This is a genomic window from Bacillus cereus group sp. BfR-BA-01331 (assembly GCF_022663915.1).
In the GTDB taxonomy this organism is placed as follows: Bacteria; Bacillota; Bacilli; order Bacillales; family Bacillaceae_G; genus Bacillus_A; species Bacillus_A mycoides.
In genome coordinates this window covers 1-14,580 of sequence record NZ_JAKUGJ010000017.1, presented here as the reverse complement: position 1 = coordinate 14,580, position 14,580 = coordinate 1, and the positions used below count along the sequence as shown (strand labels likewise).

Sequence of the window (14,580 nt, the reverse complement as noted above, 5' to 3'; positions counted from 1 at the left end):
AATCTAATTATATCATAGTATACATTCTAAACGAATTAATATTCTGTTTTTTCTAATTATACAATCATCTCTCCTTATATATATTTCCCGCTAAAACTCTTCCACATCTTTAGTAATAACTTCCAAACTCAATAAAACAAAAAAGATGGAACAAACCAAAGCGGTCTGCTCCATCTTTTTATTTATCGATCAACTGCACCATAAGTAATGCTTTCCCGACAACATTACCTTCATGATGCACTTCTACATCAATCTTACCAAATTTACGCCCAATTTCTAATACTTTCGGATGAACTGATACAACATTATCAATTTGAACTGGCTTTACGAAATAAATGGTTAAGTTTTCAACAATTAAATCGCTCTTCTTCTGCGCACGAATGACACGGTTTGTTGCTTCTGTCACAATTGTTGTGAATACACCGTAAGATAACGTCCCGATTGAATTCGTCATTTGTGGCGTCACTGAAAATTGATACAAATGCTCATTTTTCGCTTCTTTCGGCGTCATAAATTGGTTCGTTACAATGTCATCAATTGTTTCCCCAACTTGCGGTTGACGTTGAATCATTTGCAACGCCTGAAGTACATCTTGGCGACTAATGATCCCTTGCAATTTATTCCCTTCTTCCACAACAGGAAGTAACTCAATACCTTCCCACACCATCATACGTGCTGCAGCTGCGACAGACATTTTTCCGTTCACCGTAATTGGATGCTTTGTCATCACTTTATCAATTGGTGTTTCTTTCACGACACCAATCATATCTTTTGAAGTTACAATACCTAACACCTTTTTATTTTCATCAACAATTGGATAACGTCCATGCATCGTTTCTTCATTATACGCATGCCATTGCTGTACTGTATCATTTGGCTTTAAATATAACGTTTCTTCAATTGGCGTTAAAATATCTTCAACGAGTACAATTTCTTTCTTGATAAGTTGATCATAAATTGCACGGTTAATTAACGTTGCGACCGTAAATGTATCATAACTACTTGAAATAATTGGAAGCTTTAATTCGTCTGCTAATTTCTTCACATGGTCTTCCGTATCAAATCCGCCCGTAATTAACACTGCTGCCCCAGCTTCTAGTGCTAATTGATGTGCGTTCGTACGGTTACCGATGATAAGTAAATTCCCTGCTTCTGTATAGCGCATCATCGCTTCTAATTTCATAGCCCCGATTACGAATTTATTTAATGTTTTATGTAGTCCTTCTCTGCCTCCAAGTACTTGACCATCGACAATGTTAACGACTTCTGCATATGTCAGTTTTTCGATATTCTCTTTCTTCTTTTGTTCAATTCGAATTGTTCCGACACGTTCAATTGTACTAACATACCCTTTATTTTCTGCGTCTTTAATTGCACGGTAAGCTGTCCCTTCACTTACACTCAAATCTTTCGCAATTTGCCTCACAGAAATTTTATGCCCTACCGGCAGGCTATTAATATGTTCTAAAATTTGATTATGTTTGGTAGCCAAATGGTTTCACCATACTTTCTTTTCCCTAAATTCTTCATGTGTTGTATTTTCAGTATACTATATTTTCAAAACTGTTACACTCTCTCTTTATATGCCTGTACCATTTTTTTTATAACAAAATACCCCTTACATTCCACCAGTCATTCTATTACAACAAAGTAATGCTGTTGTCATCTCGTTCGATAGTTTGTCCACCCGATTCCATATACAATTAAGACAAGAAATGAAACAAAGGAGCGAATACATGATGAAAAAATTTTTAGAGGTTGTAGGTGCTGTATTTTTAGCTTTCGTAGATGGGAAAAAAGTTGCAATGGAGTTGAATGAAACACCCGAACAGCCACGTACAAAACGAGAAGAATCAGCTAAACAAATACAGACTTTAAAAACTGTACTACACACATAAAAAACCCTTCACTTGTCATTTCAAATGAAGGGTTTCTTTTTTATAGTGTAATACTTTCTCCAGCTTCTAATACTTTCCCTGTACAATTTTGTAGCTTTTCTACAAATTGATATGGATCTTGTTCAATAACTGGGAACGTATTGTAATGCATCGGTACAACTGTTTTCGCCTCTATCCATTTTGCTGCTAACACAGCATCTTCTGGCCCCATTGTGAAATTATCGCCAATTGGTAAAAATGCTAAATCAATATTATTCAGTTCTCCAATTAACTTCATATCAGAGAATAAAGCAGTATCTCCTGCATGATATACCGTTTTCTCCTCTGCTGTAAACAAAATACCAGCTGGCATACCTGTATATGTAATCGTCTTATTTTCTTCATCAATATAACTAGAGCCGTGGAATGCTTGAGTAAATTTCACTTTTCCAAAGTCAAATTCATGTGAACCACCAATATGCATTGGATGTGTATTTACACCTTGCCATCCTAAAAATGTCGCTAATTCAAACGGTGCCACAACGACCGCATTATTGTTCTTTGCTAACGCTACTGTATCCCCAACATGATCACCGTGTCCGTGCGATAAAATAATCGCATCAACTTTTACATCTTCAGCCTTTAAATCTGTTTTCGGATTTCCCGTTAAAAATGGGTCAATTAAAATAACTTTTCCATTCGTTTCAATCTTTACAACTGAATGCCCGTGATACGATACTTTCATCATTACATTCCTCCCCTATTCACATTCTCACTTTTTATTCTACATGATTTCTCAATTCCCTGTCTTTTCTAACATCGATTTACTTGTCATAACGCTTTCCTCCGATGTAAAGTTATATTTGTAATTAAATATCTCGGGGGTGCCAATCGATGAATGCTAGATTAGAAAATTTAATGCAATGGCTAAAAGAAAAAAACGTAGAAGCTGCGTTCTTAACTTCTACACCGAACGTTTTCTACATGACAAACTTCCACTGTGAACCACATGAAAGACTACTTGGTATGTTCGTATTCCAAGAAAAAGAGCCTATTTTAATTTGTCCTAAAATGGAAGAAGGCCAAGCGCGTAACGCTGGCTGGGCACATGAGATTATCGGATTTACTGATACGGACAGACCATGGGATATGATTGCAAAAGCAATTAAAGATCGCGGTATTGATGCAAATGCAGTTGCAATTGAAAAAGAGCATTTAAACGTAGAACGTTACGAAGAATTAACAAAGTTATTCCCAAATGCAGCTTTCAAATCAGCTGAAGAGAAAGTTCGCGAGCTTCGCTTAATTAAAGACGAAAAAGAACTTTCTATTTTGCGTGAAGCGGCTAAAATGGCAGATTATGCTGTTGAAGTTGGTGTAAATGCAATTAAAGAAAATCGTAGTGAGCTAGAAGTATTAGCAATTATTGAGCATGAATTAAAAACAAAAGGCATCCATAAAATGTCATTCGATACGATGGTATTAGCAGGTGCAAACTCTGCTCTTCCACACGGTATTCCAGGTGCAAACAAAATGAAACGCGGTGATTTCGTACTATTTGATTTAGGTGTAATCATTGAAGGTTATTGCTCTGACATTACGCGTACAGTAGCATTTGGTGATATTTCTGAAGAACAAACTCGCATTTACAACACTGTACTTGCTGGACAACTACAAGCAGTTGAAGCATGTAAACCAGGTGCTACATTTGGCGCAATCGATAACGCTGCTCGCTCTGTTATCGCAGATGCAGGTTACGGCGACTTCTTCCCGCACCGCCTTGGTCACGGACTTGGAATTAGCGTACACGAATATCCAGATGTAAAAGCTGGTAACGAGTCTCCATTAAGAGAAGGTATGGTCTTCACAATCGAGCCAGGTATTTACGTACCAAACGTAGGCGGCGTTCGTATTGAAGATGATATTTATATCACAAAAGACGGATCAGAAATCTTAACGAAATTCCCGAAAGAATTACAATTTGTGAAATAATAAAAAAGGTAGCGTGATTGCTGCCTTTTTCTATTTCTCTATTTCCGCTTTAAAACCATCTTCACTGTCATCCTTAATATGCCCTTTATATTGCCCCGTCCAACTTTTGCTCTCGCTAGAAAAAGTAACATACGAAAGCGAACAACTCCCTAAAAAGAAAATACTAATGAAAAAGAATAATGCTCTCTTCATAATGTCCCCCCATTCAAAAGCACTTATTTCTTGTCTATTTCTTCCTCTCATTATACTATTAATATACAGAATTTTCTAAAATAGGAGGTTTACATGTTAAAACAACAGTTAGAAGAAATTCGTGATAATAATTACGTAATCAATGGTGCTCTCAATATTGATTCTTTAAGTTCAAGTATGCTTCAACATATCGGTGTTACTGATAGCTATTTAAGGGACAAACTCATTTACTCTACTTTTTATCATCTAATCAAGAAGGACTATATTTCACACACCCACTTACAGAAACTATTATCAGAAAGCATCAGTGAAAAATATTTATTTTATAAGATTCATTCGGATAAAGACGATGCTGTATTTACCCGTGCATTTACAACATTATTAATCGCACTCATTATTGATGCTGATACAAATCATAATTTCTTATCACAGACTGATATTTTAATTGTAAAAGATCAATTGATTCTATATATGAACAATGAACATGATTTCCGTGGATATGTTCAAGACCACGGCTGGGCACATAGTATCGCTCATGCTTCTGATACATTTGAGGCGCTCGTTCGTAGTCCTAAACTGGAAACTTTATATTACGAAGAAATATTACAAACTTTATTAAACAAAGTTTGTGTCCATTCCATCTATTACAAATATGAAGAAGACGAGCGTCTCATTTATCCGATTGTCGCAATGCTACAAAATGGTCTAAAGGAAGAGGTACTCATATTAGCCCTTCATGATTTAGTAGCTCAATTACCCATCCAAAAACAAACATTACATATTAAATCGTACGAATACCTATACGGAAATATAAAATCTTTCTTACGCAGCTTATTTTTCAGACTACGCACACTGTCTATATGTGAAGAAACCGAAAGCGAAATTGAAAAATTATTACAAGAGCTTCCAAAATATTATTAAAAAAGAAGGCCACTCAAAAAGTGCCTTCTTCTATCTCACTAATATTTATTTGAAATTTCACGATCCAAACTGAGAAAAGGTGGACAAGAAACGCAAACACCATACATGCTCCGCTTAAAAAAGTTAATATAGGATGCGAATACACATGCCCTAATCCATAAGATGCTCCTACGAAAAACATTGTTATGTAAATATAAATTGCTCCATGTATTTGCCTCATATAAGCCTCCTTTTCCCATATTATAACATAAATTTTCTGATTATTCACATTAATTAATTGTGATCAATATTTCTCAACTGTTACGCCTCTTACAGCCGCCTTAATATATGGTGCTCCTTGTAAACCTTGTAAATCCTCTGTTTTCCCTGTTACGACTACACCGTATATTGGTAGGTCTTTTGGTTTCGTGTTTTTTATTTCTTTATAATATTGTTCAAAATAATCACTTGGTATACCTTCACTATTTTTTGCTAAATACTTCATTTGGTATAGAAATTCTTTTGAGTTTATTGTTATATCGTTTTTCATATCTTCTTTCACTTTTGAATAACTTCCTTCAAATCCAAAAACATTTTCATAATAAAAAGCACATCCATTTTAATGTACTTCTCACATATATTTTAATTTTTCAACATACAAATCAATTTTTTCGAAATAAAAACTTCCACTCATTTAAAAGATATATTCTCATAATATCTTTATGATTTAGTTGTCATAATAATTGAACGTGGATAAAATCCCAGCTTTTGATAAAACGATACAGCTTCATTTCCGTACACTACTATTAATTCAATGTCATCTACTTGCTTTTCTTTAAACCATTCCACTGCACTATTCATTAATTTCAAACCGTATCCGTTTCTTCGATATTTTTCATCAACAAATAAAACTTCAATCTTCCCACTTACGCTTTTACTATACGCTATACAAAAGCCTAATATATTATCTGTTTCTGACTCAATCAATAGTTCAATTCTATATTCTCCGTACTTGGAATTTTTTTTATAATCTTCAATACGTTCCTCAAATGTCATTCTTGGATAATCACCAGAAAAATATTTTGATTTACTGTTATGATATTCATGCAATTTATCTAATGAGTCTCTGATTATCTCTATTTCATCGAGAGTGATATATTTATGACTAATTCGCATCTTACAGCATCTCCAATAATATATATTTCACCAAAAAAGAGGATGGTTTATCTTTACAAAATACTACTCTATTATTTCATCACTTCTTTCACAACATCTTGAATCATAACGACTTCTGTTTTCATATCAACAGACGGTGTTTCTTCATCAATACATTCATACCAAAACGCTAAATGCTTTTTATCAATTTCATGATGAGAATTTTCGACAAGAGCCCCGCCTTCTCCTTGCACAGAATACCAATATAAGTACTCTTCTCCATCTCTTATTTCCCGGAAAATTGTCTCTACATACATCTTTTCGTCGTTTAATGTCAAAAGCACTTCTTTCATATTATCATTAAGAAGCTGCATCCATTCATCTACGCGATGGCTTTTACCTGGCTTGACTTTGAATCTTGTTAATTCTACATTCATCTTTTATTCCCCCATTTTCTTGCGGACAAACAAAACATATTCTACTGGATTATGGAAGCTTAATTTACTAGCTAATTTTTGTGAGGGAATGTTATCTACATTACAATCCCAGCATGGTGTAATATCGTTTTGCATGCAATGTTCAATGAAGTGTGTTGCGACAGCTTGGGCTAATCCTTTCCCTTGATGCGCTTCATGCGTTGCGATATCAATTTCAGCAAAACTATTCCCTCTAAATATTGAGACGCATTCAGCTATAATTATCCCATCTTGTTCTATACAACATCCAAAGCCATTATTCAAAAACACTTCTTTTGATCCCCAATATTCTTTGTAATAATCCTCTGTAAATTCATTACTTCGTTCTATATCACTTTTATCAATACGTTTAATTTCATATGTATTTTTGTTTAATTCTATTTTTCTATCTTCAAAAACTTCTCTTGGAAATTGAAATGTCATTCGTGGGATTTTCCGAAATGCATTACTAAAGCACTCTTCAATCATCATCTCCCACTCTTCACTTGAAGTGAACAGTGTAAATCGTTTCTCTGTTTTTTCAATGGCTGTTTTTATATACGAAAATAAATCTTCATTATAACTTTGGTCTCGAGTGTCACCAAACAAATAATAAATACCATTAGCGGTGACGATTAGTCCTGCTGTTAACTTCTCATTTATAAAAATCTCACCATTTATGTTTTGATTACAAACTGCATACGCAAAAGTTGTTGTTCGGTGGTTCCCTTCTAAAAGAGGAATTACTTTATCGTATTCTTCAATCTGTAACCTTCTCATACGCCCTCCACAATTACTGTATCCGCCTCTACATTTTCAAAACAAAGATTTACCGTTCTCTCCAATGCTCTCGTCCTATGAATTGTACCTGCTGGAATTAAAATAGAATCATTCGGCTTTAAAACGGCTGTCTCTCTATCTTGAAAATCGATAAGTAATTCTCCCTCTAACACAATAAATAATTCATCCGAATTAGAATGATAGTGCCAATCATATTCGCCAGTAAATACAGCGATTCGTAAGCAATGACTATTTACATTTGAAACGACGAAGTTTTTATGTTGGCCTTTAATATCTTTTGTTAGTTCTAATAGATTTACTGTTTCCATAGTTCTCCACACCCAATCCCCTCTATCGACTTTTATTTTCCGTTTAATTCCAAATTATCATAAAAATATACATCGCAACAAGCAATATTTCACGTAAAGTTTTGTTTACTTTTTGTAAAGTTTTATTTACTTATTACCTAAAAATGGATATTATGAATGTAACAAATTTACAAAAAGGAGACTTTGTATATTTGATTAAAAATAAGGTGAAACAATTCCGCGTCGTTAGAGACATCACCCAAGAGCAATTAGCTTCCTCTGTTCAAATTACAAGACAATCCCTCATCGCTATCGAGAAGAATAAATACAACCCAAGTTTAGAATTAGCATTGAAATTATGTGAGTTTTTCTGCTGTAAAGTGGAGGATTTATTTCAATTAGATAAGACTGGGGAGGAAAAAAATGAAAAATAATTTTATCCAAGGGTTTGCTTCGCATCTTACTATTTTAGTGTTAGGATCGGCCTTTCTTTATTTCAATAGTAGTGATGAAGAAAAGATTCGTTCTGTCCTTCTGTTCGCTAGCGTATACATACTCTTAGCCTTGGTACTATTAGTAGTGAAACGAATATTCTTTAAGAAAAAAAAGAAAGAGTCCGAGCAATACCCATTACCTGAGACAGATGAAAGAATTGAAAAAATGGGCTTAAAGCTTATGGCGCAAATTTTCGGTCTCTCTCATTTAATCGGCTCTGCGATACTATTTATTTTATATATTACTGACAAAAATTCGACGATACGAGTAGAGTATGCCCTGTATTACTTGTTTGGAATTCTTTTCTTCACAATGATGTTCGGCTTGAAAATTGTGAAGAAATTAGATAATTAGTTTAAACAAAAAGACCCTTCCTACAAAGGAAAGGTCTTTATTTTATTTCTATTATGATAAAGCAGGAGCTTTTTCAAGAAGCTCTTTTGCATCAGCGTATTGTAAGCTGTGCGCTTCTGCAACTGCTTCGAATGTTACGTAGCCATCTAATGTGTTAATACCTTTTAATAATGCAGTGTTGCCTAGGCAAGCTTCTTTGTAGCCTTTGTTAGCAATTTGTACTGCATATGGTACTGTTACGTTTGTTAATGCAAGAGTTGATGTACGTGGAACCGCACCTGGCATATTTGCAACTGCATAATGAACAACGCCATATTTTTCGTAAGTTGGGTTGTCATGAGTTGTAATACGGTCAGTTGTTTCGAAAATACCACCTTGGTCAATCGCGATATCTACAACGACAGAACCTGGTTCCATTGATTGAATCATTTCTTCTGTTACAAGTTTTGGCGCTTTTGCACCTGGGATTAATACTGCACCGATTACAAGATCAGATTCTCTTACAGCTTCTGCAATGTTATACGGGTTAGACATTAACGTTTTTACTTGGTTTCCGAAAATGTCATCTAATTGACGAAGACGTTCTGCACTTAAGTCGATGATTGTTACATCTGCACCTAAACCTACTGCAATCTTCGCTGCGTTTGTACCAGCTTGACCACCGCCGATAATTGTTACTTTGCCGCGTTTCACCCCTGGAACGCCTGCAAGTAAAATACCTTTTCCGCCTTTGTTTTTCTCAAGGAACTGTGCACCGATTTGCGCAGACATACGACCAGCTACTTCACTCATTGGTGCAAGTAATGGTAAAGAACGATTGTCTAATTGTACTGTTTCGTATGCGATTGATACCACTTTGTTATCAATTAATGCTTTCGTTAATTCTGGCTCTGGAGCTAAGTGTAAGTATGTGAATAAAATTAAACCTTCGCGGAAATAGCCGTATTCACTTGCAACTGGCTCTTTTACCTTCATAACCATATCTTGATTCCATGCTTCTTCAGCAGTTTCAACAAGTTTCGCACCAGCTTGTACGTATTCTTCATCTGTAAAGCCTGATCCTACACCTGATCCTTTTTGAACAAAAACTTCATGACCATTTTGTACTAAATGTACAGCTCCCGCTGGCGTCATTGCCACGCGGTTTTCATTGTTTTTAATTTCTGTTGGAATACCGATACGCATTATTAGTTCCCCCTTGAGTTATGAAATGACCCCTGAATCATTTTTTAAAGCGCTTTCTATGCTCTTATATTCTAACATAATATCTCAATATTTGACAAAAAAATAATACAAGTTTTCCGATAGATTTAATCTTACATGAAAGGACAGTATTATCCGTACCTCTCAGTATAAAGGATAAACTGTCCAATTATTCGAAACTTCACTTTATTTAATTTTATCGATGTCTATGAATAACATCAACAGCGCCTGTTACTTCAATAATCGTGCCAGTAATCATATCAGAATCGTCCTCACATAAAAACGAAATGGTTCTTGCGATATCTTCCCCTGTTCCAGATCTACCAATTGGTGTGTTACTGCCTTTCAGATTTCGTGCTTCTTCAATCGTTGCCTCTTTCATTTCACCAATTATATCACCAGGACATACCATATTCGCAGTAATACCGTATTCAGCTTCTTCGTATGCGACTGTTTTCGTTAAAGAAACAAGTCCGACTTTCGCAGCTGCAAAGGCTGAACGATAAATCCATCCAGGCGCGCTATCTGCCCCTTGAAATCCATAGTTAATAATACGGCCAAATTGCTGGTTTCTCATAATCGGTACGACAAGTTTTAATAAATGAAACACCGCTGTTAAATTACCCTGGATCATTTCATTCCATTCGTCTTCTTCGTAATCGACTAATTTTTTCCTTTCAAATACGTAAGGACCAGCATTATTAATTAAGAAGTCAATTTTGCCAAAACGGCTCATCGCTTCTTCTACTATTTTATGTAAATCTTCCTTTTTCGTGACATCAGCTTGCACGAACTGTAGACGTTCTTCCATATTTTTATATGTTTCTTTCATTGTTTCCATAGCACTTGTATCGCTATGATATGTTACTGTTACTGAATATCCTTTATCCAATAACTTTTCTGTTACTTGCTTTCCTAAACCTTTCGTACCGGCTGTAATGAGCGCGTGTCTCACAAACATGCCTCCTTTTAAATTGCTATACTCCATATGTAACAAGTTCTCGCTTCAATTACAACTAAAATGAATTAAGGCAAAGTTTTCAAAATTCTGTAACGTTTCCGACAAGCACATTACCAAAATTTGTTTTATAATAAAGTTGTAAACGGTAATAAAAATGATTGGGAGGAATTTACTATGAATAATACATATACAAATATTTTAATTGCGGTGGACGGTTCTAAAGAAGCAGAAAAAGCCTTTAAAAAAGCAATTCAAGTTGCAAAACGAAACAACGCAACATTAACAATTGCTCATATCGTTGATGTAAAAGCATACTCAGCAGTAGAGGCTTATAGCCGCGCAATTGCTGAACGTGCAAATCTATTTGCAGAAGACTTATTAGAAGACTACAAAAAAACTGCGCTTGAAGCTGGTCTTGAAAAAGTAGAAACTGTATTAGAATTTGGTAATCCTAAATCTAAAATTTCAAAAGAAATCGCTCCAAACAATAAAGTGGATTTAATTATGTGTGGTGCAACTGGTTTAAATGCTGTAGAACGTTTCCTAATTGGTAGCGTCTCTGAACATATTATTCGCTATGCGAAATGCGATGTCCTTGTTGTTCGTGGTGATGAGGAGCAAGGTGATCTTTAATTTATAATTAAAACACCAAGTCCACATGGGCTTGGTGTTTTTCATTTCACAAACTTCACTATAAATACAAGACAAGCCACAACAACAACGGTAACTGCCAACACATAGGGCGGAAGGAATTTCAAAGACCATAGCGCCATCATTATCGTCGCAACAGTTAAATACGTTTGCTTTGCATCTTCTGTCATTTTTTTACGAAGTAAGAAAACATACACATAACCGATTGGCGGCGTAATGAAGCAAAGAACATATATAATTTTTGATTTTAAATACCACTTTTGTTCGCCAAGTTTCTTTATGTCTTCTTCTATTCTCTTACTCTCTTGTTCTCTCACTTCTTCTTCAATCGGATCTTCCTCTACTCCTCGCCTTTCTTTCATATAAGGAAGAAAATGCATGAAAAAATAACATGCAAATACAATTGCCCAAAATTCAATATCCAATCTTTCTGGTGGAATATGCTCACTAAAAAATGCAGCAGCAATCACTAAAGAAAAACAATACGTTGTCATCCAAAATGAACGTTTTCTCTTTTTCCGTTCTATTTCTTTTTTATCTTTTACTTCTTGTACTTTCTTTTTCTCTAGAAAGCCATACAGAAATACAGCAATCTACTACAAATAAAATAAAAATAAATATTGCTATATGCATTGTCGTTACATTCTCAAATGAAAATACTTCTGGGAATGCAACGTGTAATACAATTAGCGTGTACAAAATTAACCCTACAAAATAAAGTGAAACTTTAATCAGTGGGGGTTTTGTTCATCCCCCACTGATTATTAGTTGAACCAATCGGGCTTTTACGGGCAGTTGATCCCCCACCTAACTTCTTTGCTTTCACTGAATTTTGAGGTGGGGGTCTTACTGCCCGTTAATGCGGGATAAATACGTCTCATTTTCCATTCCTTTCTTATTTCCTAACATTACATTAACATACATTTTTTAGAAATAGACGGACAAAATATATGTGTTTAGAAAAGGAGGATGCTACATGGATGATTATGAACGTATTATTTTAGATGTGAATGATACAGAACTCGAAATGTTAAATACGATTCGCGAGCATTTTAAAGAAAAACATGGTGTTGAACTAAGCCACGGTGCATTGCTTCGAGATTTAATGGATATTGAATACATTCGAATTACAGAAGATCGACACAAGTATGATTAATCAATGAAGCTTTAAGCCTAGAACATATTGTTCTAGGCTTAATTAAATCCATACGAAAAGGTAAGGTACTTTCTAAAAAAGCACCTTACCTTCTATATCATATATCATTTAACTTCCAACAAACTCTATTGCTAACCCCTTAGCCTTCTCCAAAGCCTTTTCAATCTGCTCAAACCCTGTCCCACCAGCACTGTTACGACGCTTTACAGCTGCATAAGGTGAAAGAACTTCATATAAATCTTCTTCAAATAACGGACTCATTTCTTTATACGTTTCAAGTGGTACATCTAATAAATAGATTCCTTTTTGCGTACAATGAAGAACTAGTTTCCCGACAATTTCATGAGCTTGACGGAACGGCAGTCCCTTGCTTGCTAAATAGTCGGCAATTTCTGTTGCGTTAGAGAAGTCTTGCGTCACAGCTTGCCCCATTTTTTCTTTGTTTACAGTCATCGTTTCAAGCATGCCTGCCATAATATGAAGGCATCCTTCTACTGTTTTCACTGTATCAAACATTCCTTCTTTATCTTCTTGTAAGTCTTTATTGTAAGCGAGTGGCAATCCTTTCATTACTGTAAGTAAACTGAATAAATTACCGTATACTCTGCCCGTTTTACCACGAATAAGTTCCGCCATATCCGGATTTTTCTTCTGCGGCATAATACTGCTTCCTGTTGCGTATTGATCGCTCATTTCAATAAATTGAAACTCTTGGCTACTCCATAAAATAAGTTCTTCGCAAAAGCGTGATAAGTGCATCATAAGCATAGATGAGTTACTTAAAAACTCCAGTATGAAATCACGATCACTTACCGCATCTAAACTATTTTCATAGATTCCATTAAATCCAAGAAGCTCCGCACTATACTCTCGGTCAATCGGGAATGTTGTACCAGCTAGTGCTCCTGCTCCTAATGGTGAAATGTTAATACGCTTTAACGAATCTTCATAACGATTCACATCGCGCTCTAACATCCAAAAGTAAGCAAGAATATGATGCGCAAATGAAATTGGCTGTGCACGTTGCAAGTGCGTATAGCCGGGCATAATTGTTTCAATGTTATTTTCCGCTTGATGAACAAGAACAGTTTGCAATTGTTTTGTAGCTTTTATAATATCTTCTACTTTTTCTTTTAAATACAAATGCATATCTGTCGCTACTTGATCGTTACGGCTTCGACCTGTATGAAGTTTCCCTCCTACTTCACCGATTCTTTCAATTAACATCTTTTCAATATTTAAATGAATGTCCTCAGCCTCGACTGAGAAATTCAATTTATTTCGTTTCGCTTCCTCTAGTAAATATTGAAGCCCTATCTTTATTTTCTCTGCTTCCTCTTTCGTAACGATGCCTTGCTTTGCTAACATCGTTACATGTGCGATACTCCCTTTTATATCTTGATTTACTAATTGTTGATCAAAGGAGATGGATGCTCCAAACTCTTCAACCCACGCTTCCGCTTCTTCTGTAAAACGTCCGCCCCAAAGTTTGCTCACGCTTCCACCTTCTTTTGATTCACTTGGCTGTATACTTTCGTAGGTAAACCGAATAATGAAATGAATCCAACTGCTGCATCATGATTAAATTCATCCTGGGCAGTATACGTTGCTAATTTTTCATCGTATAAAGAGTACTCAGATTTACGCCCTTCTACAATCGCATGACCTTTAAATAATTTCACACGCACTGTACCTGTTACATTTTTTTGCGTTTCTTGTAAGAAAGCATTGAGCGCTTGTTTTAAAGGTGAGAACCATAAACCGTTATAAATTAATTCTGTTAGTTTTTGCTCAATCATCGGTTTGAAATGAGCGACCTCTTTCACAAGTGTTAAATCTTCAAGTTCTTTATGCGCTGTTATTAATGTCATTGCTGCTGGGCATTCATATACTTCACGAGATTTAATACCGACAAGGCGATTTTCTACATGGTCGATACGTCCAACGCCATGTTTGCCAGCAAGTGCATTTAACGTTTTAATTAGTTCTGAAAGTGGGTATGCAGTGCCGTTTAAAGTCGTCGGTACTCCTGCTTCAAATCCGATTTCTACAAACTCTGGTTTATTCGGTGTATCTTCTAATGCCAACGTCATCTCGTATG

18 protein-coding genes and 3 pseudogenes are annotated in these 14,580 nt (G+C 35.4%); 7 read left to right on the top strand and 14 right to left on the bottom strand.

The annotated features are described in order from the left end of the window. Nucleotides 1-178: 178 nt before the first annotated feature. Nucleotides 179-1,492 (bottom strand): CBS domain-containing protein, encoded by a 1,314-nt coding sequence (locus MR155_RS22925; protein ID WP_002088951.1) that lies wholly within the window; start codon nt 1,490-1,492, stop codon nt 179-181. A gap of 244 nt (nt 1,493-1,736) precedes the next feature. Between MR155_RS22925 and MR155_RS22920 the strand changes: the two genes are divergently transcribed. Continuing rightward, complete coding sequence (locus tag MR155_RS22920) at nt 1,737-1,898, top strand: hypothetical protein (RefSeq protein ID WP_088034667.1); 162 nt, start codon at nt 1,737-1,739, stop codon at nt 1,896-1,898. A 40-nt stretch (nt 1,899-1,938) separates the two neighbouring features. On the opposite strand, the gene MR155_RS22915 is transcribed toward MR155_RS22920, so the two are convergent. Further along, on the bottom strand, nt 1,939-2,622 hold the full coding sequence (locus MR155_RS22915) for a metal-dependent hydrolase (protein WP_113935787.1): 684 nt from the start codon (nt 2,620-2,622) through the stop codon (nt 1,939-1,941). Nucleotides 2,623-2,771: 149 nt separating this feature from the next. Between MR155_RS22915 and pepQ the strand changes: the two genes are divergently transcribed. After that, entirely contained in the window at nt 2,772-3,869 is a 1,098-nt protein-coding gene (gene pepQ / locus MR155_RS22910; RefSeq protein WP_219303661.1) for a Xaa-Pro dipeptidase, read from the top strand. A gap of 54 nt (nt 3,870-3,923) precedes the next feature. Here the strand turns inward: pepQ and MR155_RS22905 are convergent. Then, nucleotides 3,924-4,112: pseudogene (locus MR155_RS22905) on the bottom strand (hypothetical protein); the annotation flags it as partial. A gap of 42 nt (nt 4,113-4,154) precedes the next feature. On the opposite strand from MR155_RS22905, the gene MR155_RS22900 reads away from it, so the two are divergent. Continuing rightward, nucleotides 4,155-4,982, top strand: coding sequence for a DUF2785 domain-containing protein (locus tag MR155_RS22900; protein ID WP_242248489.1), 828 nt, complete (start codon nt 4,155-4,157; stop codon nt 4,980-4,982). Between the two features lie 13 nt (nt 4,983-4,995). Here the strand turns inward: MR155_RS22900 and MR155_RS22895 are convergent, their stop codons facing one another. The 6 genes and pseudogenes from MR155_RS22895 to MR155_RS22870 all read right to left on the bottom strand — a co-directional run bounded on the left by MR155_RS22895 (nt 4,996) and on the right by MR155_RS22870 (nt 7,680). After that, nucleotides 4,996-5,202, bottom strand: coding sequence for a hypothetical protein (locus tag MR155_RS22895; protein ID WP_002129372.1), 207 nt, complete (start codon nt 5,200-5,202; stop codon nt 4,996-4,998). Nucleotides 5,203-5,265: 63 nt separating this feature from the next. Next, a pseudogene (locus tag MR155_RS22890) lies at nt 5,266-5,556 on the bottom strand (anti sigma factor C-terminal domain-containing protein); the annotation flags it as partial. Nucleotides 5,557-5,681: 125 nt separating this feature from the next. After that, nucleotides 5,682-6,137 (bottom strand): GNAT family N-acetyltransferase, encoded by a 456-nt coding sequence (locus MR155_RS22885; protein WP_219303669.1) that lies wholly within the window; start codon nt 6,135-6,137, stop codon nt 5,682-5,684. Nucleotides 6,138-6,208: 71 nt separating this feature from the next. Beyond that, nucleotides 6,209-6,553, bottom strand: coding sequence for a DUF6176 family protein (locus MR155_RS22880; RefSeq protein ID WP_002034307.1), 345 nt, complete (start codon nt 6,551-6,553; stop codon nt 6,209-6,211). A gap of 3 nt (nt 6,554-6,556) precedes the next feature. Continuing rightward, nucleotides 6,557-7,351 carry a GNAT family N-acetyltransferase gene (locus tag MR155_RS22875; protein ID WP_242311161.1) on the bottom strand — a complete coding sequence of 265 codons (795 nt, stop codon included), beginning with the start codon at nt 7,349-7,351 and terminating at the stop codon, nt 6,557-6,559. Further along, nucleotides 7,348-7,680, bottom strand: coding sequence for a cupin domain-containing protein (locus tag MR155_RS22870; protein ID WP_242311160.1), 333 nt, complete (start codon nt 7,678-7,680; stop codon nt 7,348-7,350). The genes MR155_RS22875 and MR155_RS22870 overlap by 4 nt, the downstream gene beginning before the upstream one ends. A 143-nt stretch (nt 7,681-7,823) precedes the next feature. Here MR155_RS22870 and MR155_RS22865 point away from each other — a divergent pair, with 143 nt between their 5' ends. After that, complete coding sequence (locus MR155_RS22865) at nt 7,824-8,093, top strand: helix-turn-helix transcriptional regulator (protein WP_242311159.1); 270 nt, start codon at nt 7,824-7,826, stop codon at nt 8,091-8,093. Continuing rightward, entirely contained in the window at nt 8,083-8,508 is a 426-nt protein-coding gene (locus MR155_RS22860; protein ID WP_002129385.1) for a hypothetical protein, read from the top strand. The genes MR155_RS22865 and MR155_RS22860 overlap by 11 nt, the downstream gene beginning before the upstream one ends. Before the next feature lie 51 nt (nt 8,509-8,559). Here MR155_RS22860 and ald read toward each other — a convergent pair whose 3' ends face one another. Continuing rightward, complete coding sequence (ald, locus tag MR155_RS22855; RefSeq protein ID WP_242311158.1) at nt 8,560-9,693, bottom strand: alanine dehydrogenase; 1,134 nt, start codon at nt 9,691-9,693, stop codon at nt 8,560-8,562. A gap of 214 nt (nt 9,694-9,907) precedes the next feature. Next, the gene (locus tag MR155_RS22850; protein WP_002015530.1) at nt 9,908-10,699 is read right to left on the bottom strand and encodes an SDR family oxidoreductase; all 792 of its coding nucleotides are present in this window, start codon (nt 10,697-10,699) and stop codon (nt 9,908-9,910) included. A gap of 147 nt (nt 10,700-10,846) precedes the next feature. Between MR155_RS22850 and MR155_RS22845 the strand changes: the two genes are divergently transcribed. Then, a complete protein-coding gene (locus MR155_RS22845; RefSeq protein WP_002164984.1) occupies nt 10,847-11,305 on the top strand; it encodes a universal stress protein in 459 nt (152 codons plus the stop codon). A 41-nt stretch (nt 11,306-11,346) separates the two neighbouring features. Here the strand turns inward: MR155_RS22845 and MR155_RS22840 are convergent. Then, a pseudogene (locus MR155_RS22840) lies at nt 11,347-12,055 on the bottom strand (hypothetical protein). A gap of 244 nt (nt 12,056-12,299) precedes the next feature. Here MR155_RS22840 and MR155_RS22835 point away from each other — a divergent pair. After that, entirely contained in the window at nt 12,300-12,479 is a 180-nt protein-coding gene (locus tag MR155_RS22835) for a ProA domain protein (RefSeq protein ID WP_113935729.1), read from the top strand. Between the two features lie 108 nt (nt 12,480-12,587). Here the strand turns inward: MR155_RS22835 and argH are convergent, their stop codons facing one another. Both argH and MR155_RS22825 read right to left on the bottom strand, forming a co-directional pair. Then, a complete protein-coding gene (gene argH / locus MR155_RS22830) occupies nt 12,588-13,976 on the bottom strand; it encodes an argininosuccinate lyase (RefSeq protein ID WP_113935730.1) in 1,389 nt (462 codons plus the stop codon). Continuing rightward, on the bottom strand, nt 13,973-14,580 hold a 608-nt coding region (locus tag MR155_RS22825; protein ID WP_472927178.1), incomplete at its 5' end, for an adenine nucleotide alpha hydrolase family protein. The genes argH and MR155_RS22825, both read right to left, overlap by 4 nt.